A 25,083-nucleotide genomic window follows, 5' to 3' on the forward strand; every position below is an offset into this window, starting at 1 on the left:
CTAGTCTGTCCTCACCTGCGGGGTTACTCCGCCAGGGCAACGATATCCCGAGTCCCCACGTTACCCCCAGGTCAGCCTGCCCTAACTCTACGCGGAGATCACCCGATCGACAGGGGTAGCGGAACCGGTTTCGCCTCCACCCGACCGTAGACCGTCGTGCGCTCGCGGACCGGGCGACCGATACCGTTCGCGATCTCGGTGAGCTCGGCCACAGTCTTGGCCGAGCCGTGCTGGGAACCGGCCATCCGGGAGATGGTCTCCTCCATCAATGTGCCGCCCAGATCATTGGCGCCGCCGGTGAGCATGGCCTGGGTTCCGATGGTGCCGAGCTTGACCCAGCTGGTCTGGATGTTGTCGATGCGCCCGTGCAGCATGATACGGGCCAGGGCGTGCACCGCGCGGTTGTCGCGATTGGTCGGCCCCGGCCGCGCGGCGCCGGCCAGGTAGAGCGGGGCACTCTGGTGCACGAACGGCAGCGGGACGAACTCGGTGAAGCCGCCGGTCTCGTCCTGGATACCGCGCAGCACCCGCAGGTGACCGACCCAGTGCTTGGGGTTGTCGACGTGGCCGTACATCATCGTCGAACTCGACGGGATGCCCAGTTGGTGCGCGGTGGTGATCACCTCGATCCAGGCCGAGGTGGGCAGCTTGCCCTTGGTGAGCACCCAGCGCACCTCGTCGTCGAGGATCTCCGCCGCCGTACCCGGAATGCTGCCCAGCCCAGCCTCTTTCAACGCCGCGAGCCAGTCGCGAATGCTCTGCCCACCACGCGATGCCCCATTGACGATCTCCATCGGCGAGAACGCGTGCACGTGCATCGAGGGCACCTTGGCCCTGATGGCGCGGACCAGGTCGGCATAGCCGGTGACCGGCAGCTCGGGGTCGATGCCGCCCTGCATACAGATCTCGGTGGCACCGTCGACGTGCGCTTCCCAAGCCCGGTCGGCGACCTCGTCGGTACTCAGGGTGAACGCGTCGGCATCGCCCTTGCGCTGGGCGAACGCGCAGAAGCGGCAGCCGGTGTAGCAGATGTTGGTGAAGTTGATGTTGCGGTTCACCACATAGGTGACCTCGTCGCCGTTGACCTCGCGACGCAGCTGATCGGCCAGTGCGGCAACGGCTTCCAGCCCGGCGCCGTCGGCGGTGGCCAGGGCGAGGTACTGGTCGTCGGTGAGTCCGGCCGGGTCCTTCTCGGCCGCGCGCAGGGCCTCGGCCACCTCGGAGTCCAGGCGGACGGGAGCGGTGACGGCGAGGTCGCGGGCGTTCTCCCGGACCGTCTCCCAGTCGCCGAACGCGCCGAGCGCCTCCTGGCCGAGGCCGGAATCGCTGCGGCTCTCGGTGTTGCGGCCCTCGGTGTCGATGGCGGTGTTGAGGTCGACGCGACCGACCGAGTCCCACGACTCGTCGGGTTCCTGCCAGGGCAACCCGACCGGCATCGCGTCCGGCCGTGCCAGACCGGTGGCCGGGTCGGAGAGCGCGTCGACGTGCGCGCCGATGCGCGGGTCGATCCACGGGTGTCCGGCCCGCACGTACTTCGGGTGCGCGGAGGTGCGTTCGACCAGGGTGAATCCGGCCGACTCGGTGATCTCGCGCAGGGTGTCCAGGTTCGGCCACGGGCGCTCGGGGTTCACGTGGTCGACCGTCACCGGCGAGACCCCGCCCCAGTCGTCGATTCCGGCGTCGATGAGGGCACGGCAATCGCTGTGCGAGACCAGGTTCGGCGGGGCCTGCACCGGAACATCGGGTCCCAGTAGCAATCTCGTGACCGCGACGGTCGCCAGGAACTCGTCGACATCGGCGTCGGGGGCATCGCGCATGGCGGTGTCGGTCTTGGCCCGGAAGTTCTGCACGATCACTTCCTGGATGTGCCCGAACTCGCGGTGCTGCTTGCGAATCGCCATGATCGACTCGGCGCGCTCGGTGAGCGTCTCGCCGATGCCGACCAGGATGCCGGTGGTGTAGGGCACCGAGAGCCTGCCCGCGTCGGTGATCGCACGCAGCCGCACCGCGGGGTCCTTGTCGGGGCTGCCGTAGTGGCACTGCCCCTTCTCGGTGAACAGCCGGGTGGCGGTGGTCTCGAGCATCATGCCCATCGACTGGGCGACCGGCTTGAGGCGGGCGATCTCGGCCCAGCTCAGCACGCCGGGATTCAGGTGCGGCAGCAGGCCGGTTTCCTCGAGCACCAGGATCGAGACGGCGCGCAGGTAGTCGAGGGTGGAGTCGTAGCCGCGTTCGTCGAGCCACTGCGCGGCCTCGGGCCAGCGGTCCTCGGGCCGGTCGCCCAGGGTGAACAGGGCTTCCTTGCAGCCCAGCGCCGCGCCTTGGCGGGCGATCTCGAGCACCTCGTCGGGTTCGAGGAACATGCCCTTACCCTCGGCCCGCAACTTGCCGGGCACGGTGACGAAGGTGCAGTAGTGACACTTGTCCCGGCACAGCTTGGTCAGTGGAATGAAGACATTGCGCGAATAGCTGATCGTGCGGGGACGGCCCGACGATTCCAGGCCCGCGTCGCGGACCCTGGCCGCGCTGGCACACAGATCGGTGAGGTCGGCGCCGGTGGCGTGCAGCAGGACGGTGGCTTCGTCGACGTTCAGCGTGACGCCGTCGCGGGCCCGGCGCAGCGCCCGGCGCATGGCGGCGGGATTCGGCGGCGGTAGCGGAACGCTCGGCTTCGGAAGGTCGCTCACCCCGTCGATCATGCGCTACTTCCCTCCGGAACGTGCGATTGGCTGGTCACCCGGCCCGGACGGGAACGGGTGAGTCGTCTAGTAGGTCGACAACCCCGCCCGGGACCGCGCGTATTCCCGAGGGGGTGAACTCGCGGTCCCGGCATGCCACGATGGCCTCATGTCGTTGCCGCGCTCCACCATCCTGGCCGAACCGGCCTGGCGTCCCAGTTCCAAGGCCAAACTCCTGTGGGCGTTGGAGAACGCGATCGGGGTGCTCGTGCTGTGCGCGGGCCTGGTGGTGTGGGCCGTGCTCGACGCCCAGCATCGCGGCTGGCAGGCGCTCGCGGGGCTGGCGGTGCTGGTCCTGGCCGTGCTCGGGGTGGTCATAGTCCCGCTGTGGCGGTTCGCGGTGCATCGCTGGGAAGTGACCGACGAAGCCGTCTACACCCGGGTCGGCTGGCTGGATCAGGAATCACGCGTCGCGCCGATCTCGCGGGTGCAGACCGTGGACACCGAGCGCGGGCCGCTGGAACGAATCCTCGGACTCGCCACCGTCACGGTGACCACGGCGTCCTCGGCGGGGGCGGTGAAGATCGGCGCGCTGGATCTGCCGGTCGCCGAGCAGACCGTCACCCGGTTGGCCGGTATCGCCGCCCAGCACCGCGGGGACGCGACGTGAGCGAGCCCGGACCGCAGCAGACGAGCGCACCGCAGGCGCTCGACGACTGGCAGCGGCTCGATCCGCGCATGCTGGTGGTGTATCCGATCACCGAGATCGTGAAATACATCCCGGTGCTGCTCGGCACGCTGATCGTCGGTACCACCAGTGGCAATCCCCTGTGGAGCCTGATCCCGGTCGTGCTGATCGCCGGGTTCGGTGCGGCGCGCTTCTTCACCACCTCCTACCGCATCGACGCCGATCACGTGCAGTTGCGCACGGGGATCGTGCAGCGGCGCACCCTGTCGGTACCGCGGCCGCGGATCAGGTCGGTGGATGTGGAAGCCGATCTGCTGCACCGGATCCTGGGGCTGGCGGTGCTCGCCATCGGGACCGGCAACCAGGCCACCAAGGGCGAGGAGTTCAAGCTCGACGCCCTCGACACCAGCCGGATTCCCGCGCTGCGGGCCGAATTGCTCGCGCACACCGGCAATCACGCGCCGGTGTCGGCCGAGCCCGGTGTGGCGCATCATGTTCCACCGTTCGATGCCACCGCCGAATCGGGCGTGGAGATCGGGCACTGGCGGGCCGCGTGGGTGCGCTACGCCCCGCTGTCGCTGACCGGGCTCGCCATCATCGCGCCGATCGCGGGCATCGGCGCCCAGTACGGGCTCATCGACGTGCTCTCGTCTTCGGCTCCCGTGGAGCACATCGACGAGGACAGCACCCCCGTGGTGGTGATCGTCATCGCCGGGCTGACCCTGCTGTCGCTGGCCCTGGTCAGCCTGGCCGCTTGCGGGCAGTACCTGGCCACCTGGTTCGGCCTGCGGGTACTCGACAACGGCACCACCTTGCACCTGCGCCACGGCCTGTTCACCACCCGCCAGATCACCCTCGACCTGGCCCGCTTCCGCGGTGCCACCCTCAGCGAACCCCTCCTCCTGCGCGCCGCCCGCGCCGCCCAGCTGGAAATGATCATGACCGGCGAGAACCCCCGCCAGAAGATCCTCCCCCAGGCCCCCCGCACCGCCGTCGAACGCACCCTCGACGAACTCCTGCGCACCCGCCGCCGCCCGGGGTCCACCACACAAGCACCGGCCACCGACCCGCACAACCAGCCTGACCCCGGCCCGAACACACTCGCGGTCACCTTCCCCGGCTCGTACGCAACCCCCCACACCCCCGCCACTGCGTGGGGTCCGCCCGCGACGACCGCCCCGGACACGACCGCCATGGACGACCCGCATTCGACCTGGCGCCGACCCACCGCGGGATCGGCGCCGACGGGGCCTTCCGCGCCACCACCGATCACTGGTCCGGCGACCCCTGACGCGCCTGTCGGCACACCACCGTCGCTCACCAAGGCACCCACGCGAACCCCTGCCCCACAACCGGTCTCCGGAGCGACGCTGGGCACGATCGAGCTGCACCGTCACGGACCCGCCGCCCGTCGCCGGCGCTACACCAAGGCCGCGTGGCCGGTCGGGATCCTCGTCGCCGCCATGCTGGTGCTGATGTGGGCGGGTGTCGACCTGCCGGGCTGGACGTGGACCTCCCCGGTGACCCTCGCCGTCGTCATGGCGATCCTCGCCGAGGACCGCTACCGGGGCCTGGGCCACCGCGTCCTGCCCGGCACCACCGGCCCCACCTGGCTGATCACCCGCCGCGGCAGCCTCGACCGCAATCGCGACTGCCTCGAGGCCCCCGGCATCATCGGCTGGACCGTCCGCCAGACCTTCTGGCAGCGCCGCTCCGGCCTGGCCAGCGTCGTCGCGGCCACCGCCGCGGGCAAGAAGGCCTACCTCGTCGACGACATCCCCCACGACCAAGCCCTCGCCCTCATCGAGGCGGTGACACCGGGCCGCCTCGGCCATCGCTGAGCCCGCGGGCCCGACACCGAAACCGACGTACCGGGACAGCACGCACGCAAGGAGGCAGACGATGGCAGCGGGCGGCACGACCAGGGCACCGCACCAACGCGGTGACCAGCCCCCGCTCAGTCGCGAGCAGATCGTGGCCGAGGCTGTCCGGCTGCTCGACGAGGAGGGCTTCGACGCGCTGAGCATGCGCAAGCTCGGGGCCCGGCTCGGGGCGGGCGCGACCTCGCTCTACACCCACGTCGCGAACAAGGACGAACTGCTCGAGCTCGTCGTCGACCAGGTCATCGGCGAGATACCGGTTCCCGAACCCGATGCGCGGCGCTGGCGGGCGGTGATGCACGAGCAGGCGGCGGGGGTGCGCGCGACGATGCTGGCGCATCCGTGGATCACGGTGGTGCTCAGCAACGCGGCCCTGGTCTACCTCGGGCCCAACATGATGCGGCTGACCGATTCGATGATCGCGATCCTCGAAGTCGCCGACTTCAGTGCCGAGGTGGTCGACATCGCGGCCGACGCGATCTTCCAGTTCATCGTCGGCTCGTGCGCCAACGAGGCCGCGATGCTGATGACGATCGCGCGCAGCGGGCTGTCCGCCGAGCAGTGGGTCACCCAGGTCCTCACGGCCAGTGAGGCCGCCGCACGCCCCTACCCCCGACTGCACCAGCGCTACGCCACGCGGTTGGCGCAGTCCGGCACGGCGACGACCGCGCAGATGCTGGAGAAGTTCACCCTCGAACTCGACCTCATCCTGGACGGCATCGGCGCGCGGCGCGGCTGACTCTCAGCGCACTCGCGGCGTAGCCTTCCGATGTGGAGTTCACCGAGGTGATCGAAACGACGGGCAAGGTCCTCGACGGCGCCGGTGTCGCGGCGATCGTCATCGGCGCGCTGGTGGGCACGGTCCGCTTCGCAGCGGAAATGGCCCGGCGGCGGGACTTCGAGCTGTCGTATCGCACCTACCGGCGCGGCCTCGGTCGCGCCATTCTGCTCGGGCTGGAATTCCTGGTCGCCGCCGACATCATCCGGACCGTCGCCATCGCACCGACCTTCGCCAACGTGGGCGTCCTCGCCCTGATCGTCCTGGTCAGGACCTTCCTCAGCTACTCTCTCGAACTCGAGCTGACCGGCAGGTGGCCGTGGCAGAGTTCGACCGCGAGCACCTAGCGTCCCGCGTTGGACCGGTAGTACAGGTAGGCCGAGGGCGCGAGGACACCGCACGCCAGCAACAGCAGGGTGCTCCCGTTGCTGCCGAGCATGATGTCGCCCCCGGGTCCGCGCGAGGCGAAGACCAGGAACCCGAAGACCCACACCACGATCGGCGCGAAGAGGAAGCCCAGGCGCGAGGTCACCGACTCCATGCCATAGACCAGCGCGACATTGATCGGCGCGGCCAGCAGCGCCGCCACCGGAAACGCCACCGAGCCGAGGTACAACGGCAGGAACATCACCTCGAGGAACAGGGTGATCAGCGCGGCGACCAACAGCAGCGCGACGATGAGCCCCGAGAGCAACGGGTCGGGCAGGCCGGGCAGGCGCCGCAGCACGGCGGTGGGCTGATCGTGGTCGGTCACCATGCGGGCGAGTCTATTCGGCCGGACCCGGTGGTCGTACCGTCCGCAGGCACCGGCCAGCCGTGCCGCTGGGCGAACGCGTGGCACGAGGCTCACCCGGGACCAGGTGTGGGCCCCACCGTCAGCTTTCCGGTGCGCGGAGGCGTCAGATGCCCGAGAACAGGTCGTGCTCGAGGCCATCGGCACCGCGCTCTCCGAGCGTGCCCCTGACCAGCCGGAAATGCTCCACCGGCAGCACCGGCAGGGCGATGTTGTTCGACAGGGCGAACTCTCGACCACTGGGGGCGACGGTGACCTGGGTGGCGTGCGCGCGCATGGCGGCCCGCTTGGCCGCGAGGACGTCGGAGACGTCGACCTCGGTGGTCACCCCGCCCGTCGACATCGCGGCCAGTTCGGGCTCGACCGGCAATCGCCAGCCCTTGGGCAGCGCGCCGGGCAGTTCGTCGACGGTGCGGCGCGCCAGCGCGGCGGTGTGCTCGCGCAGCAGGCTCGCGTCGGTGACGGTCCAGTAGAACTTCGGCACGTCCCAGCCTCGTTCGGCGGCCACGGACACAGCCTCGGTGGTGATCTCGTGCGCGCGAATGTGGTCGGGATGGCCGTAGCCGCCACGCGGATCGTAGGTCACCACCACGCGGGGCCGCAGTTCCACCAGCACCTCGACGAGTGCCTCGACCGCCGCGTCACCGGAGTTCACGAAAGCGCGCGGATTCCGCGCCGATGGCGTGCCCGCCATCCCGGAATCGCGCCAGCGACCGGGCCCGCCGAGGAACCGTGGCTCGCCCGCGTCCAGAGCGGCCAGGGCCGCGGTGAGTTCGCCGATGCGGTAGCCGCCGAGCTGATCGGCCTCGGCCGCGATCAGTCGTGACCACCGCTCGCCGATGACCTCCCCTTCTTCACCCAGGGTGCAGGTCACCACGGTCACCGGGACGCCACGGCGGCGATAGTGCGCGATCGTCCCACCGGTGGTGAGGGTTTCGTCGTCGGGATGGGCGTGCACGAGCAGCAGGCCCCCGGTCGCACCCGTCATGGAATCCTCCGCCACTGCGCCGTGTCACCGAAGATCCCGACCTGGATGGCGCCCGACAACGACGCGCCGTCCACCCGCGGACCGGCCGCCGCGACGACATTGTCCTGCACGATCGGCAGCACCGTCGACAGCTCCCACAGCCGCGGTTCGGCCTCGGCCAGGATCCGGGGCACCTCGATCCCGCGCAGCGCCTCGTCGATCGAGACCTGCAGGGTCGGATCGCACACGCCACCGATATTGCTCGGCGCCTTGCGGTACGCCTCCACCGCGGTGCGCACTTCGTCCTCGGCGTCGGGCGGCGCCACCGGCTCGCAGCCGTAGCGCGAGGCCAGCACCGTGGCCGGATCGTCGCCCGCCAACTCCCAGCCGACGATCGCGTCGATCACGGACTCGGTGAGGTTCGTGCCGTACAGCTCGTCGGCGGGCAGGCCGCGCACGGTGGCATCGATTCCAGCACTGCGCAATTGGTCGGCGGCGGTATTGGCGACCGCCAGTGCCGTCGCGTCCTCGACAACCGCCCCGATCCGCACCGACAGCACCTTGCCGTCGCGAGCGACCGAACGTGGCTGCGGCGCGGGCGAAGTGGGCGAAACGGTCTGCGGCGTCTCCGGTGCCCGACCGAATCCGGCGTCGGCCAGTAGCGCGAAGGCCTCGTCGAGGGTCGGTCGAGGGGGTGCGGTCGGCAGGTAACCGGGGCTCGACGGCGGAAGCACCTGGGCGCGTGCGGGTTCCACCCACCCGCCGGTCTGCGCGCCGACCGTGGCCAGCAGTGCCGGATCGAGCAGCCCGAGCACCGCCTTGCGCACCCGCACATCGGCGAGATCGCCGGAGCGGCCGTTGAGCGTGAGCTGCAGTTCGCGGGCCTGCGGCATGATCGTGGTCCGCACCGCCGGAATCGCGGCCAGCTGGGCCTGGGTCGCCACGCCGCCGTGCACCAGCGCCATCTGCGCGTCCCCGGTGCGCAGGGACTCCGCCAGCTGCGAGGGAGTTCCGCCGCGGCGCAACAGGATCTGATCCGGCGCGGCCGGAGTGCCCCAGAACCGGTCGTTGCGTTCGAGCAGGATCTCGTCGCGCCCCCGGTCGACCGACTTGATGGTGAAATTGCCACCCGAGACCGGAATCCGGTCGACCAGCCCGCTGGCGAACCCACCCGGCGAATCCTTCACCAGATGCGAGGGCAACAGATTCGCGAACAGCTCACGCCAGGCGGGGTAGGGCTGGGCCAGCGTCACGGTGACGGTCTTGCCGCCGCCGGAGGAGCCCACATCCGAGATCAACCGGTAGCCCGCCGGATCCACCACGCCGGGCTGGGTGACCATCTGCTGCCACAGGAACCGGAAGTCCTCGGCGGCTATCGGCGCGCCGTCGGACCAGTTCGCCTGGTTACGCAGCGTGTAGGTGAGGGTGAACGGCTCTTCCGAGGTCACCTCCGCCGACTCGATGAGGGCCGCGTCGGGCACCCGATCGACCACCCCGGGCAGCGCCGGATTCGGCACCGGGCGGAACGGACTCGGCAGCACCATCGAACTCACCGCGTTGGTGGCGGGTGACTGATCCGAGCGCAGATGCGGATTGAAACCGATGCCGATGTCGTCGATCGCGACGACGACGGTGTTCTTCCCCGGCTTGGCCTGGGTGGTCTTGGGCGAATCGGTACTCTCGATGGGCGGTGGTGGATTCGCGGTGCAACCGGCGAGGACCATCGACGCGGTCATCGCCACCAACATCGCGCGCCACTTCGCGCGCCGAACCCCCGAACTCACGTTCGGCACTCTACCGTGCCTCTCTGTTCTGGCCACACACGTGCGAACCCGGCGAAACGGACGATGGGACGGCACCGAAGCGCCGTCCCATCGTGTCGAGCATTTTCTAGGAGTTGCTCACCGCGCGGTCACGCGCCTTGCGACGCGACAGGTCGCGGGCACGCTCGTTGGCGCCGAGCACCACCTTGCGCACGCGGACCACCTCCGGGGTGACCTCGACGCACTCGTCACCGGCGCAGAACTCCATCGCCAGTTCCAGGTCGAGCTGCAGCGGCTTGGCCATGGTCTCGAAGGTGTCCGCGGTCGCGCTGCGCATGTTGGTCAGCTTCTTCTCGCGGGTCACGTTGATGTCGAGATCCTCGGCGCGGGGGTTGATGCCGACCACCATGCCCTCGTAGGTATCGGCACCCGGCTCGACGAAGAACTGACCACGATCGGCCAGCTGGATCATCGCGAACGGGGTGACGGTGCCCGCGCGGTCCGACACCAGCGAACCGGTGTGGCGAGCGCGGATCTCACCGGCCCACGGCGCGTAGCCATGGGAGACGGCGTTGGCGATGCCGGTGCCGCGGGTCTCGGTGAGGAACACTGTGCGGAAGCCGATCAGGCCACGCGAGGGCACGATGAACTCCATGCGCACCCACCCGGCGGCGTGGTTGCTCATCTGCACCATCTTGCCCTTGCGGGCGGCCAGCAGCTGGGTGATGGCACCCAGGTACTCGTCGGGGCAGTCGATGGTCAGCTCTTCGAACGGCTCGTGCACCTTGCCGTCGACGGTCTTGGTGACCACCTGCGGCTTGCCCACGGTCAGTTCGAAGCCCTCACGACGCATCTGCTCGACCAGGATGGCCAGCGCCAGCTCTCCACGGCCCTGCACCTCCCAGGCATCGGGACGACCGATGTCGAGCACGCGCAGCGAGACGTTGCCGATCAGTTCCTGATCCAGCCGCGACTTCACCATGCGGGCGGTCAGCTTGTGCCCCTGCACCCGGCCGACCAGCGGCGAGGTGTTGGTGCCGATGACCACCGAGATGGCGGGCTCGTCGACGGAGATGCGCGGCAGCGCGACCGGGTTCTCCACGTCGGCGAGGGTGTCGCCGATCATGATGTCCGGGATACCGGCGATGGCGACGATGTCACCGGCGACGGCGACCTCGCCCGGCTGACGCTCCACACCGATCGTCTGCAGCAGCTCGGTGATCTTGACCTGCTTGGCACCCTCGGCGTTGATCCAGGTGACGTTCTGGCCCTTGCGCAGCTCGCCGTTGTGCACGCGAACCAGGGCGAGACGGCCGAGGAAGGCCGAGGCGTCGAGGTTGGTGACGTGGGCCTGCAGCGGCGCGTCCACGTTGCCCTTGGGCGCCGGGATGTTGTTGAGCAGCACGTCGAACAGGGCGTCGAGGTTCTCGGCGGCGGGAGCCGAACCGTTCTCCGGCTGCTCCTTGGAGGCTTTGCCCTCGCGGCCCGAGGCGTAGAGGACCGGCAGGTCCAGCGCCAGCTCGGCGGCTTCGGCGGCCTCGTCGTCGAGGTCGGATGCCAGGTCGAGCAGCAGGTCGTGCGATTCCTCGACGACCTCGGCGATCCGGGCGTCGGGGCGGTCGGTCTTGTTGACGACCAGGATCACCGGCAGCTTGGCGGCCAGCGCCTTGCGCAGCACGAAGCGGGTCTGGGGCAGCGGGCCCTCGGACGCGTCGACGAGCAGCACGACACCGTCGACCATGGAGAGGCCACGTTCGACCTCACCACCGAAGTCGGCGTGGCCGGGGGTATCGATGACATTGATGACGGTGACGGAACCGTCGGGGTGGTGACGATGTACTGCGGTGTTCTTCGCGAGAATGGTGATGCCCTTCTCGCGCTCGAGGTCACCGGAGTCCATGACTCGGTCGACCAGCTCGGCTCGCTCTGCGAACGCGCCCGACTGACGAAGCATGGCGTCGACCAGCGTCGTCTTGCCGTGGTCGACGTGGGCCACGATGGCGACGTTGCGAAAATCGCGTGTAGACGACACGCCTCAATCCTCCTGCTGTTGATGTATTGGCGCGCATTCATCTGGCATCGCGGCCTGTTACACCCTACCGGTATCGGAGTGGCACGCACGTGTCAGGCTTTGTACTGACGATAGGGTGACTCGCGTGGGCAAGGTGAAGGCGAAGAAGGTATCGAGCCTCAAGCCTAAGAAGAAGTGCTGCCGGAAGAAGACCCGGTGCTTCAAATGTCCCGTCGTCATCATGCGGATGAAAAGGGCCGAGGCCGCCGGTGTGTGCGGTAAGGACCTGAAGAAGGCTCTGAAGAAGGCGCGCGCCGCCTGACCGCTGTGACGTCGGGCGATGCGTGCTGCCCCGAGCAGGAGTACAACCGAGTCATGGGTACTCCGTTGCTCTCCGACCCCGAGATCACCATCGCCCTGGCCACCCTGCCCGAGTGGTCACGCGAGGGTGCCGCGATCATCCGCACGGTACAGGCGCCGAGTTTCCCGGAAGGGATCGAACTGGTCCGCAAGGTCGCCGCGGCGGCCGAAGCGGCCGACCACCATCCAGACATCGATATCCGATGGCGCACACTGACATTCACCCTCAGCACGCATTCGGCGGGTGGGATCACCGCGGCCGACACCGCGCTGGCCCACACCATCGACACGATCGTCGGCTGAGCCGTCAGCTCGCGGGCACCTCGGCGGCGCGACGTCGCCCGCCCAGCTGTGCGCGCAGGGTGTCGCGGCCGTGCCAGATCAGCCAGCCGAGCAGGACGAACACGCCGATCACGTCGACCGCGCCCAGCCAGGCCAGCGGCCACGGGCGCGGGATGGTCCAGATCGTCGGCTGGGCGAACGAGAGGACCCACGGGACGCCGACCAGCATCGTCAGCAACCAGAACCCGGCGATGATCCGCGCGACGCGCTCATCGCGCAGCGGTCCGTAGAGCAGCCACAGGACGGCCGGGATCAGCCACACCCAGTGGTGCGACCAGGAGATCGGCGAGATCATCAGCCCGAACAGCTGCACCAGGACCAGGGTGCCGAGACGGTCGTCGGGGCCGAGCGTGCGCCAGGCGAGGAAGGCCAGCACCGCGGTGAGCACCACCGCCGCGAGCCACCACGCCCCCGACTCCACGTCACGGCCGAGAATACGGCTCAACGCCCCGCGCAGCGACTGATTCCAGACCGAGCCGACCGGGCCGATCCGGTCGGCGTCGCCGAGCAGCGTGCCGAAGTAGCGGCGGGCCTCGCTCGCGTTGATGAGAAAGCTCACAGCCACGGTGAGCCCGAACGCCGCCGCCGACCACAGCACCGTCGCCCAGCGCCGTCGGGCCACGAAATAGAGGCCGGTGATCGCCGGCGTCAGCTTGATGCCCGCGATGAAACCGACCAGCGTGCCCGAGATCCACCAGCGCGCGCTGCGCACGGCGAGCATCGCCCCGTACACCAGGAAGACGTTGACCTGGCCGTAGTCGATGGTGGTGCGCACCGGCTCGAGCCAGACCCCGAGCGCGGTCCAGGCGACGGCCGCGGTGATCCAGCGCGTCCGCTTCGCCTCCTCCGCGCCGAGGAGCAGCTCCAGGCTGATCCGGATGACGCCGTAGAGCGCCGCGACCGTCGCCAGCATCCAGCCGACCGCCACCAGCGTGAACGGCAGGTAGTGCAGGGGGAAGAACACCAGCGCGGCGAAGGGCGGATAGGTGAACGGCAGTGGGAAGTCCGGCGTCTCCTCCGCGTAGGTGAAGTCGTAGAGCCGGTCGGTGAGCAGCGAGGCCGAGCCGTCGACATAGACGTGCAGATCGACCACGTTGAGGCCGTTCTCGGCGAACAGCATCCAGCTCAACCGGGCGAGCACGGACAATCCGAGCAGCGCGAGAGCCCATCGGAGATGTCGGTTCAATGCCAGGCTTTCCGTCGTATGGGCGCATTTCGCGGTGCCCGATCACCTTAGCTGTGTCTTCGTGCGGCTGGCGCCGCGGGTTTTCGGCCCTGACGGGCCGAAAACCGGAGCGACACCACGGGTAACAGTTGAATCAACATCCCCACCTGTAACAGCGTCGGGGGCTAGCGTCGATGAACATGATTCGGCCGGTGCGCCGCCACGGGCCCGGCGGCTGTACAACACGGCAGCGTTGTCCTTAGAGTGACCCCGACATGTAGGGCTCGACACCCTCGTCCCATCGCAACACCGAGGTAAGGACGGCTAGACAAGTGCTTCGTAGCCGAGGATCGCGGATCGCAACGACCGCTCTCGCCATCGCGGCCAGCGCCATGCTCGCCGCGCCGGCATCCACCAGTGCCGCTCCCGCGCCTGCCCCCCAGGCTGCACCGATCAGCGTTCCGATGGTGCCAGAGGGCGTCCCGGTCGACGCGCTCGCCGCCTTCGCGCCCGCGGTGGCCGGACTGATCGCCGGACCCGCCGACATCGCCAGCCCCCAGCAGGCCCTGATCGACCAGGCCCGGGTCCTGCTGGCCACGCTGAACCTGCCGCCCGCCATCAAGTCGACGCTGGAGCGGATCATCACCTTCCTCGACGGCAGCGGCGGCGGCGGACCGGAGATCCCCGAAGACGGCCCGGTGATCGCGCAGTTCCTGTACCCGACGATCGGTCAGGGCTGCATCGGTGACGGCGCCGACTCGGTCGGCACCGCGCTCGCCGTGCCCGGCCCGGCCCAGCTGCCCCCGCCCGGACCCGCCGCCGGTCAGGCCGGTTTCGTGTTCACCGCCCTCGGTACCAAGGCGCCGACCGTCGAGCAGAACCCGCCGATGACAGTGCAGTGGCTCAACCTCGACACCCGCCAGTCCGCGGTGCAGACGCTGACCGACGAGGCCAAGATCAACCCCGGCGGTCCGGCCACGCTGTCGGCCATCGCGAACACCGGCCACGGCCGCGTCGTCGCCGTGGTCTCCGGTTCGCTGACCACCGAGGTCGAGGGCGAGGCCCCGCGCACCTGCTCGTTCATGCCCACCCTGGGCTTCTTCACCGTGTAGGTGTAAACCGAGAGATACCAACCTTCGTCAGGAATGAGGTATCTCGTGATCCGAGCGAACAGATTTCGCGAGTACATGGGTAACTCCCCGGGAAACTCCGACTGCGGCAGCCATACCGACCGGCGGCCCGGTCGTGAGCCAATGACCTCCCTGCGACCGGCAAGAGTCGCGGGGAGGCGGGGGAGCTCGATTCGGAGCAGGCGCTCGCGGCGCTCCATCCTGTCCTGGCGCTCCGAAGGCTCGATTCTGTCGATCGGGTCGGCCTATTCGGTGCTGTCGATCGGCAGCGTCGGGTCGGTGTTGTCCATCGGGTCGGTCGGCTCGTTCGGCTCCGCCATCTCCTCCGGCTCGTTCCTGAGCCTCGGTTCGGCACTGTCGGGCCTTTCGCGCTGGTCGCTGCTGTCCTGGCTCGGCGATCACGCCGCGCCCGAGAGCCGGACCGCGCTGCGCGTCGTGCCCGACGACGAGCCGGAACTGCGGGTCGCGCCGACCTGCCACTGCCAGACCTAGGTGTATGAGGCCATGACGTTGGTGACACCGGCGTGGAGACGGATGACTGGTGGTCGGTTCCCAGCGGCGGTGTGCGGACGATGGTAGTTGTAGTGGATGTTCCAGACCTGCAGGGCTTGACTGCGCTGAAGGTCTGAGGTCCATGCTCGGGCGTAGAGGAACTCTTCGGCCAGGATCCGTTGGTAGCGTTCGACTTTGCCGTTGTGGCGGGGTGTGTAGGGGCGGATTCGCTGGTGACGGGCCCCGCGGAGCACCTTCGCGAAGTCGTGGGCGCGGTAGCAGGAGCCGTTGTCGGTCACGATCCGGTGGATGTGGGTGATGCCGTGGGCGGCGAGGAAGGCCCTGGCTCGGTGCATGAACCGGATCGCGGTCTCGGCTTTCTCGTCGTCGAGGGCTTCGGTGTAGGCGAGCCGTGAGTAGCCGTCGACCACCGAGTGCAGGTAGACATAGCCGGCTCTGGCCCCGCGCTTCTTGGCTCGTGCGGCGAGCTTGGCCTGTTCGGAACCTGCGCCGTGAACCCGCCAGCCGCCGCCATCGGGGATCCGGCCGACCTTCTTCACATCGACATGGACCATGTGTCCTGGCCAGCGGGCCACGATCGGTCGAGGTGTCCGGTTGTTCTCGCCGGTGGGGTCGAGGAACCGGCGCCGATGCAGTCCCAGATGGGCGAGCTGGCGGGTGACGGTGCGAACTGCGATCGCGGTGCCGTCACCGTCGAGTTCGAAAGCGATCCGCCGTGCCGACCATTTGTTGTCCCTGCGTAGCCGCTCGATCCGGGAGACGACCCCGGCGGGGGTCGCCCTGGGTTGGTGGTGTGGTGTCGAGGATCGGTCGAGCAGGCCGAGTTCGCCGTGGCGGCGCCACCGGTTCACCCACTTCGACGCGCACTGGCGTGAGATACCCATCTCGGCGGCGACGTGGGCGATCGAACGGTGCTGGCAGCGGGCGACGAGGCGGCGACGGCCTTCGACCGACAGCGGGGCATTACGGTGGGTCACGGACGGATCTCTCGGCTGGGGCAGATGGGGGATGTGGTGTTTTCCATCCTGCCGCCGGGAGGTCCGTCCCCTCAGCTCACCCCTGCCCGGGCGTCAACAACCTCATGACCCGCAACACCTAGGTCACCACTGGCCGTAGTCCTGCGCCAGCACACGATTCAGGTCGACGCCGATGCCGTCGATCGCACGCTTGTCGATCTCGAACTGGTGCAGGTGCGCGTTGCCGTGCACATGACCCTTGGGGGTGCCCCAATTGTGCTGCCAGAACCAGGAAGCCAGGCCCGCGTCGATGGCGCGATCGATCGTCGGGGTGTTGGCGTAGATGCCGACGAGGTCGGCGCCGAGCACCGATTCCCAGCCCTCGATATAGGGCGCGATCATCTCGTCGAACTCGCGCTGGGACGGGTTGTCGTCGATGGAGGCGTAGATCGGCGCGGTGTCGGGGCCACCCGCGGCGGAGTGCAGCGCCCAGCCGCGGTCGGCGTGACGTTTGCCCGCTTCCCGGCCACCACGCCAGTCGGCGGTGTCGGCCTTGCCGAACTGATAGTTCGACACGATCGACAGACCGTGCGCCCGCAGGTCCTCGACCTCGGCGGCGCGCAGCGGCTTGCCCGCCATCCACTCGGCGCCGGGCCTGCGATCGGAGACGTAGCGAATCACGCCGATGTGCCCGGCGGCCTTGATCGCCGCGGCCGACGGCACGCCCGCGGAGTAGTCGACCATGGTGCCGAACGATTGGGCCGCGGCCGGTGCGGCGGACAGGCCGACGCCGACAGTGGCTGCCGCGACGGCGAATCCGAAGAACTCTCGCCGGGTCACCGAAACAGAACGCATCGCAGGACTCCTTCGCGCAACCCGACTTCTCGACCAGGCGGCAAGCCCGACGCGCCTTCCCCGAATCCCGCGCGCCGGGAGCCTCAGAACGTGCGACTCATTTCACCACAACCCCACCAGAACCGCCAGAACCAAACACCACATTCACACCATTGGTCACACAGCCGACCGCGCGGTGCCACGGGCGGATTCGCCGCCGAGGATCAGGTGGCGCCGTCGATCGCCGCGCCCACGTCGATGGTGCGGCCGGTGGGATCGGCCAGCTCGGTGCTGACCACCGCGACCACCTGCGCGACCACCTGCTTCTTGATCCCGGCCAGCCGGGCCAAGGTGGCCGCGCGCAGGCCCTTGGCGGTGAACTCCATCGAGATGTCCTCGAGCGCGGGCGGCGGCACATCGATCACGATCTGCAGCGGTTCGGCGGCCCTGGCCGTGAGGACCAGCGGAATCTGCAGGTCGGCGCGGTAGTGGTTGGCCTTGAGCACGTCGACGGTGATGTCGAGGCCCACCGGCAGCATCATGTCGAAGACCCGTGGCGCGCCGGGCTCACCGAGTCCTCGATCGATCACGCGCGGCTGCTCGATGGCGCCGCGCACCGTCACCGTCGCCGCGCCGCGCGGCCCCTCCGACAGCGGGCCGACCTCGATCTCACTGCCCGCCATCTGCGCCACCACGCTGTGCACCCGGTCCCTGGTGACGATGGTGGTGAAGAAGCGCAGGCCGAACTCGCGGTAGTCGATCCACTCGAAGACGGTGTCGTGACGATGCGGGGAGCGGTAGCCGTCGAGGATCGCCTCGATGTCGAAGACGCGTTCGGAGCGGACCTTCGGATCGCCGACGATGGCGTTGACCCGATTGGCGACCTCGCGCTGCACCAGCCCGGCGATCGGGTCGAGCAGCATCTCCCACGCGGTATCGATGGCCTCGGCCCGCAGCGTGAAGCTCACGTCCTTCGCGGTCACCGGGGCCACGTCGATCGCCACCAGCAGGGGCGCGGCGGTGCGGGCGTGCAGTCGCAGCCCGATCTCCACGACGGCGGCCAGACTCAGCTTGCGGCCGCCGAGCACCACTTTCAATGCCAGGGTCAGCGGGATCCGCACGCCGAAACTCAACGCGTCACCGGGCGTGCGGGTCACCACCGGCGTGCCCAGCGTGCCCTCGGCGACGAAACCGGCCAATCCGGCGGGACCGAGGGAGAACGGCCCGATCTGCACACCGCGCCCGGTCATCCCCGACACCGCCGCCGTGATCCGCTCCTCGGTCACCGCGTAGGTGACGAAGCGCTCACCGAAATCGGCGTACTCGATCCACCTCGGACTGTCTCGACGTGCTTCGTCGGTCACCTTCACACGCACATCGAACACGGTACGGGATGCCGGGAAACCCCCAGGTGGTGGCACAACCCCCCGTCCTGCCGATGAGGGGGAAGCAGGACGGAGGGGTCGGCCGGGGCGCTGCCGGGCGCCGCCGCCTCCCATCGTACGGGCACCGGCGTGGTACCGCCGTCCAGGTTGCCCGCAGTTGTATTGAGCGACAATCGATTTCAGAAGCGGCCGTAACCGACCAGATCGGCTGTTTCGGCCGGGGTGATGGTCCTGACCCGGATCCCGCCCATCTCGTTGCCGCCGATGGTGGTGATCGTCGCGCCCTCGGTCTTCAACACGATGTTGGTGTGCTGACCGAGCGGACTGTTCGGGCCGTAGAGCACCACGTCGCCGGTGCGCGGCCGGTAGTCGACGTCACCGGGAGTGAACCGGCCGACGCCCTGGTAGTACTCGGTCAGCGTGTAGACCCCGGGAATGCGCCAGGAACCCGAGTGCGGGTTGGCCAGCGGTCTGCCCGCCTCGCGCATCGTCCAGCTGACGAAGTCCGCACACCAGGCCTCCCGCACACCCTCGGCGTACTTCGGGCCGTCGCCCGGGTTCTCGTATTCGCGGCGGAGCACCTCCACCAGGGCGACCTGCTGTTCGTCGAGATGTTCGCTGTCCAGCACGGGGAACGGCTCTCCCCAGTCGTGCTGCCACCAGACGGCACCGACCACCACCAGCGCGGCCACCGCGAGCGCGCCGGAGATCCCGGCGATCCATCTGCCTTTTCGTCCGGTCCGTTCGACCTCGACCTGCGTCATCGCCCCCCGCTCTCGTTCGGCCTTCTCCTCTGTAAGACGAATCGCGAGCGCGTCTGGTTCCCGCGCCGTGGGTCCCGAAGCGGCCGGGGGCGGCGACCACCGGGTGGACCTCTGCGCCACCCGGGCATCGGCCCGCTCCCGTGCTCTCGGCACGCGCCGCGAGACCCGTGCCGTCCCCTCCGGCGACCCCGTCAGCGCAGACACGCTGTCGAACACTTCCGCTCCGGAACACACTGCACCTGACCAGCGAGAACATCGACGCGGCGGCCGTGAAGCGCCGACCAGGCAGCCACGCGGCGACCCGCCCGGCTGTGATGAGTTTTGCGAACCCTTTACGGTCGGTCAAGCTAGACGACTGTCCCAGTTTGTCCCATCGACCGGAAAGAGGAACACCACGTGGAGGACCCGCACACGCCGATTGCGCGCTATCTGCGCGAGCGCCGCGAATCCGCGGGACTGACCAGGGCGGCGCTGAGCGGAATGGCCGGGATCTCCCCTGCCCTGATCCAGAAGATCGAACAGGGCACGCGCACACCGACCTTGGAGGCGCTCACCGGACTGTTCGACGCGCTGGAGGTGCCCGACCTGTTCCGCAGTCACATCCTGATGCTGTCGATCTCGCACCGCTACGACACCCCGGCTCCCTCCGGTGCGGTGCCCGCCTCGGATCTGTTGCTGCTGAACGCGATTCCGTTCCCGGCCAGCTTCCAGGTGTACGCCTCCTACGACGTGCTCGCCACGAACGCGGCCTGGGACCGGCTCTTCCCCGGCTTGGCCACGGGTACCACGCTGCTCGAATGGATGCTGCTCGATCCGCGCTCACGCACCTCCCTCGTCGACTGGTACGAGCAGGTTCACCTGTGTGTCTACGGTTTTCGGGTGATGAGCCGTGGAGTGGTGCCGCAGCGGCGCATCGACGAACTCGTCGCCAGCTGCGCGCGGGCGCCGGAGTGGACCGAGTTCTGGACCACCGAGCCCGCCGCGCCGAGCGACCTCGACGCACCGGTGCTGCGGATCCGCGATCCCGACACCGGCGCGTCGGCCCGGCTGACCATGCACAACCTCGGCTCGACCAACCCGCGCCGGGACTGGGCGCTGATCGTGTTCAGCCCGACCCTGAACTGACCTACTTCTTGCGGACCGGGATGCAGCAGGTGAAGACGATCGCGACCACCGCACCCGCCATCGCGATGAAGAACGCGGTGTGGAAGCCCGCGCGCGAGGGCAGCACGTGCGCTCCGACCTGCATCGTCATGTGCGCGAGCACCACGCTCATCACCGCGGCCGACGTGGAGGTGCCGATCGAGCGCATCAGCGAGTTCAAGCCGTTGGCGGCACCGGTCTCGGTGATCGGCACCGCGCCCATGATCAGCGCGGGCATGGCGGCGTAGGCGAGGCCGACACCACCGGCGACGATCACCGCGGACAGCATGATCTGCCAGACGCTGTCCATCATCACCACCGCGCACAGGTAACCGACGCTGATCACCGCCGAGCCGAGGCCCAGCGTCAGCTTGGGGCCCTTCTTCGCCGACAGCCGGGCCGAGACCGGCGAGAGCAGCATCATGACCAGACCGGTCGGTGCGATCGCCAGGCCGGCGACCACCATCGACAGCCCGAACCCGTAGCCGGTCTCCTTCGGGGCCATCAGGAGCTGCGGGAAAGTCAGCGACATGCCATAGAGCGAGAACCCGACCGCGATCGAGGCGATGTTGGTGAACAGCACCCGCGGACGTGCCGAGACCCGCAGGTCGACCAGCGGCGCGGACTGACGCAGTTCATAGGCACCCCAAGCCAGGAAGCTGACCAGCGAGACCACGAACAGGGTGATGATCGAGGCGCTGGCCCAGCCCCAGTCGCCGCCCTTGGTGATGCCGACCAGCAGGGCCAGCAGCGCGATCGAGAGGCCCACCGCGCCGCCGAAATCGAAGCGTGACGGGGTGCGCACCGGCGATTCCGGCACGAAGACGAACACCAGCACCGCGCACACGACGCCGAGTCCGCCGGCGGTCCAGAACAGCACGTGCCAGTCCGCGTGCTGCGCGATCACCGCGGCGAAGGGCAGGCCGATGGCGCCGCCGACACCGAGGGTCGCGCTCATCACCGCCATCGCGGCGCCGACCTTCTCGGCGGGCAGTTCGTCACGCATGATGCTGATCCCCAGCGGGATCGCGCCCACCGCGGCGCCCTGCAAGGAGCGGCCGATGATCTCGGGTACCAGTGTCGAGAAGCTCGCGCACACCACCGAGCCCACGATCAGGAGACCCAGGTTGACCACCAGCACCAGACGCTTGCCGAACATGTCGCCGAGCCGCCCGGAGATGGGTGTGGCGACCGCGCCGGCGAGCAGGGCCGCGGTGATCACCCAGGAGGCATTGGACGCCGAGGTGTTCAGCAGGGTGGGCAGCGACGGGATGAGCGGGATGACCAGCGTCTGCATGAGTGAGACGACGACGCCGATCGTGCTGAGCACCGCGATGAGCACGCCCGGGGCGACACGCCGGATTTCAGAGGAAGCCGGCGGGAGGTCGGCGGCAGTTACGGACACGAATATGCACGGTACACAGCGTGTGCATGCTACACAATTTGTCACCGGGGCGAGGCACACGACATAGTGAGCGCATGTCCGATTCCGGCTCCGTCGACGACACCCCGTTCACCCGCCTGGTGTTCGAGCTGAACCTGATCGCCCGGCACTACCCGGCAACCGCGCGCCGTGTGCCGGGCTTCGCGCTCGACCGCTCCGCGTTCCTCATCCTCACCCGCCTCGAGCTGGGCGACCCCATGAGCCTGCGTGAGCTGTCGGAAGCGTTCCGGCTCGACATCTCCACGATCAACCGGCAAGTCGGCGCGATGCTCAAACAGCAACTGGTGGAACGGGTCCCTGATCCCGACGGTGGCGTGGCCCGCAAGATCCGCGCGACCGACGAGGGCAGGACCGCACTGGCCGCGGAACAGCAGTACCGCGCCAAGGGGATCGGCAGCGTGGTCGCCGACTGGGCCGACGACGACATCGCCGAGCTGGGCAGGCTGATGCGCAAGTTCAACCGGTCCGTCGAACAGATCGAGGACAATCCGTGGCCCAGACCCCAGCACACCGACAGCTGATCGCGCTAAGCTGCGGCGCGTGGTCACTCACCGGTCTGCCCGTCCGAGCTGGCTCGCCTGGGACAACTACTTCGTCGGCGTCGGCGGACTCGTCCTCGGGCTGTGCTTCGGCACTTGCGCCGCGCTGATCGCCGGCCCCGGCCGCAATCTCGCGGCAATCGTCCTGGTGGTACTCGCCGGGCTCTGCCTCCTGCCCGCGCTGCTGCGCGCGGTGGTCGAGCTGAGCGTGTGGGTGCGCCTGGCGGTCGTGCTGGTCGGCTTCGCACTGCTGCTGCCAGCGATCCTGGTCAGCCCGTATGTGCGGGACTGGGCGGCGGAACGCTGGCAGCAGATGTGGAAATAGGCCCTACCCCAGGCGCATCGGCACCGACAGCAGCAGGCGCAGCGTGTTGTGGATGAACTGCGCCGACTGCCACGTCAGGTAGGCGCGCGCCGCTGCGGTATCGGCCGACGCACTCGACGATCCGGTGGCCAGTTGCGCCGAGCCGGTGGCCGAGCCGCTCGCCGATCCCGAACCCGGCAGTGCCGCAGCCGGTGCGGCCGACCCGAGCAGTCCGATCGTCACGGCCACCCCCGCGAGGGCGACGCGCACAGCGCACGACTTCGACATTTCACGACCGGACAACATCAGTTGAATCCCACTCTCCGAAAAACATTGCGAATGTCCAGTATTCACGCCGACACTCACCACAAATCCCGATTCGCCGGGATTGCCCCCGATGTACGGTTCGCACGATGAATTCTTCGGCGCGCCCGACCCTGTATCGATGGTGCACGGGTATGGACCACACCCGCCAGACCACGAATATCGGGGCAGTCACGAACAATCCGTCCAGTTTCCGTGGGTGTGCGCTCAGGCACAGTCCAATTCTCCGATGGCCCGCACGGCTTCCCACCCCGGGCTTCGCCATGGCACAAGGATCCAGCGGGCGCTCCCACGCCATGAGCCCCAGCGCGCAGATCCACCCCGTGTTGGACCGTTGATCACCAGGCTCCCACGCAAGTATCGGCCGAGAAGCGAAGGCCACCAGTGCCTGGTGATCAACGGTCCAGATCGCGCACAGCCACACCGGATGAGCGCCTGGCAGCTCGGCGACTGCACCATGATGGGCGCAGCCGCCGTCTGTGTTTTACGTCGTGGTCTGGAGTGGGGTCAGCCCGCCGCTCGACGCTCGCGCGCCGCGTCGGCGAGCTGTTCGCCGCGTTCGCGGGCGACCTCCGCCGCGTACGTGCCACGCTCCTTGGCGGCGCCGAGTAGGCGCGAACTCCGTTGACGCGCAACCTCGGCCACCTCCGGCCGGCGATCCTTGGCCAGCCCGGCCAAGTGTGACCCCCGCTCGCGGGCAGCATCGACCACCTCGGGACCGCGTCCCTTCACGATCTCGGCCAGCTGCGTCCCGCGCGCCCGGGCCGCCTCGGCGAGCTGCGGCCCGCGCTCGCGAGCGATATCCGCCAGGTGACTGCCACGCTCCTGCGCGGCCTCCGCCAACTGAGGTCCGCGCTCGCGGGCGACATCCGCCAGATGGCTTCCTCGCTCCTGTGCGGCCTCGGCCAGCTGCGGCCCACGCTCGCGAGCGAGATCGGCCAGTTGGGCCCCGCGGTCGTGGGCGGCTTCAGCCAGGTGCGCGCTGCGCACCTTCGCCGCGCCGACCAGTGCCGCTCCCTCGGCTGCCACCTTCGGCTCCTGCCGGGACAGCGCCCGCCGTGCCCGCCAGCCCAGCGACGGCTTGCCCTCGGTATCGGCCGCCGTGATCAGCAATCCGCCCAGCAGGCCGAGGTCCTTGAGGAACCCGGCGCGCTTGGCGGCCTTGCGGTCCGGGTCGTTCTCGGCCCAGAAATCCTGCTCGGTGACGGTGCCGGGCACAACAGTCGCCGCCAGCACGAAGGCCGCCGGACGCGGCACCCGTCCGCTGGCCAGCAACAACCCGCCCGCGATCTGCGCCACCGCGTTGATCTGCACGAACCGGCTCGGATCGTCGGGCACCTTGGCGGCCAGCGCATCGGGCAGCTCACTGCGCCCCCGGTCGGCGAGCGCGGTCGCGGCCTCGGCACGCGGTTTCGGATTCATCAGCGCGTTCACCCCACCGGCAACGAATGTGGTGGCCAACAGTGTGCGGGCAATGCGTCGGACAGGCCTGATCGGCATCGTCTAGTCCCTTCGTTCTACGACTGGGAAAAGCGGGTCCTCCCCCATTCGACTACCCGGGTCTTCTCATCACAAACGACCGACGACACCGGGCATGCCCTACCCCGTGTCGGTCCCACTACCGTCGACCGAGTGCCCGACAACACCGTCCGCGCCGCCTACACCGCGGTCAACCAGCTCTACATCGACCTGTTCGGCTCGCCCACCGACCTCGATCCCGCCCACACCGCCTTCGCCCTCCGACACCTCACCGAGGGCCCCGTCCTCGACCTGGGCTGCGGACCCGGCCGCTTCACCAAGGTGCTCACCGACGCCGGAACCACCACCACCGGCATCGACCTGGTCCCCGAATTCATCACCCACGCCCGAACCACCTACCCCACCCTCGACTTCGAACTCGGTTCCCTCCGCACCCTGAACACCCCGCCCGAATCCGTCGCGGGCATCCTCGCCTGGTTCTCGCTCATCCACATCCCACCCCCCGAACTCCCCGCCGTCCTCACCGAGTTCCACCGAGTACTCCGCCCCGGCGGCCACCTCGTCCTCGGGTTCTTCGACACCGAAGATGAGGTGGAAGAATTCCCCCACAAGGTCATCCCCGCCTATCGCTGGCCGGTCGACGAACTGGCCTACCTCCTGTCCATCGCCGGATTCACCGAACTGGAGCGCTTCCAGCACCCCGCATCAGCCGATACCCGCCGCCATGCCGCCCTCGCACTGCTCCGCAGCCAGGAGGTGCGGCGAACGGATCTCGAACGGCTATCCCGTCCAGGAACGCCCCAGTGCCGCCGCTGAAGCAATTCATGCGCTTGGGGCTCCTTC

General features: G+C 68.9%; 25 protein-coding genes. 12 read left to right on the top strand and 13 right to left on the bottom strand.

The features are described 5' to 3' along the window. Positions 1 to 98: 98 nt before the first annotated feature. Positions 99 to 2,699, bottom strand: a complete 2,601-nt coding sequence (locus BOX37_RS25930; RefSeq protein WP_071929915.1) for a bifunctional FO biosynthesis protein CofGH — start codon at positions 2,697 to 2,699, stop codon at positions 99 to 101. A gap of 148 nt (positions 2,700 to 2,847) precedes the next feature. On the opposite strand from BOX37_RS25930, the gene BOX37_RS25935 reads away from it, so the two are divergent. From BOX37_RS25935 to BOX37_RS25955, 4 genes are all read left to right on the top strand, one after another. Next, complete coding sequence (locus BOX37_RS25935; RefSeq protein WP_071929916.1) at positions 2,848 to 3,348, top strand: PH domain-containing protein; 501 nt, start codon at positions 2,848 to 2,850, stop codon at positions 3,346 to 3,348. After that, the gene (locus BOX37_RS35535; protein WP_420811567.1) at positions 3,345 to 5,207 is read left to right on the top strand and encodes a PH domain-containing protein; all 1,863 of its coding nucleotides are present in this window, start codon (positions 3,345 to 3,347) and stop codon (positions 5,205 to 5,207) included. The genes BOX37_RS25935 and BOX37_RS35535 overlap by 4 nt, the downstream gene beginning before the upstream one ends. Before the next feature lie 61 nt (positions 5,208 to 5,268). Then, positions 5,269 to 5,985 carry a TetR/AcrR family transcriptional regulator gene (locus tag BOX37_RS25950; RefSeq protein ID WP_071929917.1) on the top strand — a complete coding sequence of 239 codons (717 nt, stop codon included), beginning with the start codon at positions 5,269 to 5,271 and terminating at the stop codon, positions 5,983 to 5,985. Positions 5,986 to 6,017: 32 nt separating this feature from the next. Then, entirely contained in the window at positions 6,018 to 6,371 is a 354-nt protein-coding gene (locus tag BOX37_RS25955) for a DUF1622 domain-containing protein (protein WP_071929918.1), read from the top strand. Here BOX37_RS25955 and BOX37_RS25960 read toward each other — a convergent pair. The 4 genes from BOX37_RS25960 to typA all read right to left on the bottom strand — a co-directional run bounded on the left by BOX37_RS25960 (position 6,368) and on the right by typA (position 11,579). Beyond that, entirely contained in the window at positions 6,368 to 6,781 is a 414-nt protein-coding gene (locus tag BOX37_RS25960; protein WP_071929919.1) for a hypothetical protein, read from the bottom strand. The two genes, BOX37_RS25955 and BOX37_RS25960, sit on opposite strands and share 4 nt — an antisense overlap. 142 nt (positions 6,782 to 6,923) lie before the next feature. Next, positions 6,924 to 7,805: an N-acetyl-1-D-myo-inositol-2-amino-2-deoxy-alpha-D-glucopyranoside deacetylase gene (gene mshB, locus BOX37_RS25965; protein ID WP_071929920.1), complete on the bottom strand. Its 882-nt coding sequence runs from the start codon at positions 7,803 to 7,805 to the stop codon at positions 6,924 to 6,926. Next, positions 7,802 to 9,532, bottom strand: a complete 1,731-nt coding sequence (locus BOX37_RS25970; RefSeq protein WP_071929921.1) for an ABC transporter family substrate-binding protein — start codon at positions 9,530 to 9,532, stop codon at positions 7,802 to 7,804. Before BOX37_RS25970 ends, mshB begins: the two co-directional genes overlap by 4 nt. Positions 9,533 to 9,674: 142 nt before the next feature. Continuing rightward, entirely contained in the window at positions 9,675 to 11,579 is a 1,905-nt protein-coding gene (gene typA, locus BOX37_RS25975; protein ID WP_071929922.1) for a translational GTPase TypA, read from the bottom strand. A gap of 124 nt (positions 11,580 to 11,703) precedes the next feature. Between typA and BOX37_RS34735 the strand changes: the two genes are divergently transcribed. Both BOX37_RS34735 and BOX37_RS25980 read left to right on the top strand, forming a co-directional pair. Continuing rightward, positions 11,704 to 11,880 carry a hypothetical protein gene (locus tag BOX37_RS34735; RefSeq protein WP_167659984.1) on the top strand — a complete coding sequence of 59 codons (177 nt, stop codon included), beginning with the start codon at positions 11,704 to 11,706 and terminating at the stop codon, positions 11,878 to 11,880. 53 nt (positions 11,881 to 11,933) lie between these two features. Next, positions 11,934 to 12,221 carry a 4a-hydroxytetrahydrobiopterin dehydratase gene (locus BOX37_RS25980; protein WP_071929923.1) on the top strand — a complete coding sequence of 96 codons (288 nt, stop codon included), beginning with the start codon at positions 11,934 to 11,936 and terminating at the stop codon, positions 12,219 to 12,221. A 4-nt stretch (positions 12,222 to 12,225) separates the two neighbouring features. Here the strand turns inward: BOX37_RS25980 and BOX37_RS25985 are convergent, their stop codons facing one another. Beyond that, positions 12,226 to 13,452, bottom strand: coding sequence for a mannosyltransferase (locus BOX37_RS25985; protein ID WP_071929924.1), 1,227 nt, complete (start codon positions 13,450 to 13,452; stop codon positions 12,226 to 12,228). A 305-nt stretch (positions 13,453 to 13,757) separates the two neighbouring features. Here BOX37_RS25985 and BOX37_RS25990 point away from each other — a divergent pair, with 305 nt between their 5' ends. Beyond that, a complete protein-coding gene (locus BOX37_RS25990; protein WP_071929925.1) occupies positions 13,758 to 14,537 on the top strand; it encodes an Rv1157c family protein in 780 nt (259 codons plus the stop codon). A gap of 141 nt (positions 14,538 to 14,678) precedes the next feature. Beyond that, on the top strand, positions 14,679 to 15,047 hold the full coding sequence (locus tag BOX37_RS25995) for a hypothetical protein (RefSeq protein WP_071929926.1): 369 nt from the start codon (positions 14,679 to 14,681) through the stop codon (positions 15,045 to 15,047). Here BOX37_RS25995 and BOX37_RS26000 read toward each other — a convergent pair. From BOX37_RS26000 to BOX37_RS26015, 4 genes are all read right to left on the bottom strand, one after another. Continuing rightward, a complete protein-coding gene (locus BOX37_RS26000; protein ID WP_071929607.1) occupies positions 15,044 to 16,045 on the bottom strand; it encodes an IS481 family transposase in 1,002 nt (333 codons plus the stop codon). The two genes, BOX37_RS25995 and BOX37_RS26000, sit on opposite strands and share 4 nt — an antisense overlap. A 123-nt stretch (positions 16,046 to 16,168) precedes the next feature. Beyond that, positions 16,169 to 16,879: a DUF1906 domain-containing protein gene (locus BOX37_RS26005; RefSeq protein WP_071929927.1), complete on the bottom strand. Its 711-nt coding sequence runs from the start codon at positions 16,877 to 16,879 to the stop codon at positions 16,169 to 16,171. Between the two features lie 203 nt (positions 16,880 to 17,082). Then, on the bottom strand, positions 17,083 to 18,234 hold the full coding sequence (locus tag BOX37_RS26010) for a hypothetical protein (protein WP_240505049.1): 1,152 nt from the start codon (positions 18,232 to 18,234) through the stop codon (positions 17,083 to 17,085). A gap of 188 nt (positions 18,235 to 18,422) precedes the next feature. Next, a complete protein-coding gene (locus BOX37_RS26015; protein ID WP_071929928.1) occupies positions 18,423 to 19,007 on the bottom strand; it encodes a CHAP domain-containing protein in 585 nt (194 codons plus the stop codon). A 396-nt stretch (positions 19,008 to 19,403) separates the two neighbouring features. Between BOX37_RS26015 and BOX37_RS26020 the strand changes: the two genes are divergently transcribed. Continuing rightward, the gene (locus BOX37_RS26020; RefSeq protein WP_071929929.1) at positions 19,404 to 20,132 is read left to right on the top strand and encodes a helix-turn-helix domain-containing protein; all 729 of its coding nucleotides are present in this window, start codon (positions 19,404 to 19,406) and stop codon (positions 20,130 to 20,132) included. Between the two features lies 1 nt (position 20,133). Here the strand turns inward: BOX37_RS26020 and BOX37_RS26025 are convergent, their stop codons facing one another. Beyond that, on the bottom strand, positions 20,134 to 21,561 hold the full coding sequence (locus BOX37_RS26025) for an MFS transporter (RefSeq protein ID WP_071931890.1): 1,428 nt from the start codon (positions 21,559 to 21,561) through the stop codon (positions 20,134 to 20,136). Between the two features lie 68 nt (positions 21,562 to 21,629). Here BOX37_RS26025 and BOX37_RS26030 point away from each other — a divergent pair, with 68 nt between their 5' ends. Together BOX37_RS26030 and BOX37_RS26035 are read left to right on the top strand one after the other, a co-directional pair. Further along, entirely contained in the window at positions 21,630 to 22,115 is a 486-nt protein-coding gene (locus tag BOX37_RS26030; RefSeq protein ID WP_071929930.1) for a MarR family winged helix-turn-helix transcriptional regulator, read from the top strand. A 19-nt stretch (positions 22,116 to 22,134) separates the two neighbouring features. Next, positions 22,135 to 22,458, top strand: a complete 324-nt coding sequence (locus tag BOX37_RS26035) for a hypothetical protein (protein WP_071929931.1) — start codon at positions 22,135 to 22,137, stop codon at positions 22,456 to 22,458. A 3-nt stretch (positions 22,459 to 22,461) separates the two neighbouring features. Here BOX37_RS26035 and BOX37_RS26040 read toward each other — a convergent pair whose 3' ends face one another. Both BOX37_RS26040 and BOX37_RS26045 read right to left on the bottom strand, forming a co-directional pair. Continuing rightward, on the bottom strand, positions 22,462 to 22,743 hold the full coding sequence (locus BOX37_RS26040; protein ID WP_156910545.1) for a hypothetical protein: 282 nt from the start codon (positions 22,741 to 22,743) through the stop codon (positions 22,462 to 22,464). Positions 22,744 to 23,268: 525 nt separating this feature from the next. Then, a complete protein-coding gene (locus tag BOX37_RS26045) occupies positions 23,269 to 24,261 on the bottom strand; it encodes a DoxX family protein (protein ID WP_071929933.1) in 993 nt (330 codons plus the stop codon). Positions 24,262 to 24,393: 132 nt separating this feature from the next. Here BOX37_RS26045 and BOX37_RS26050 point away from each other — a divergent pair, with 132 nt between their 5' ends. Next, positions 24,394 to 25,056 (top strand): class I SAM-dependent methyltransferase, encoded by a 663-nt coding sequence (locus BOX37_RS26050; RefSeq protein ID WP_071929934.1) that lies wholly within the window; start codon positions 24,394 to 24,396, stop codon positions 25,054 to 25,056. Positions 25,057 to 25,083 lie beyond the last annotated feature (27 nt).

The organism is Nocardia mangyaensis, from assembly GCF_001886715.1.
GTDB classification, from domain to species: domain Bacteria; phylum Actinomycetota; class Actinomycetes; order Mycobacteriales; family Mycobacteriaceae; genus Nocardia; species Nocardia mangyaensis.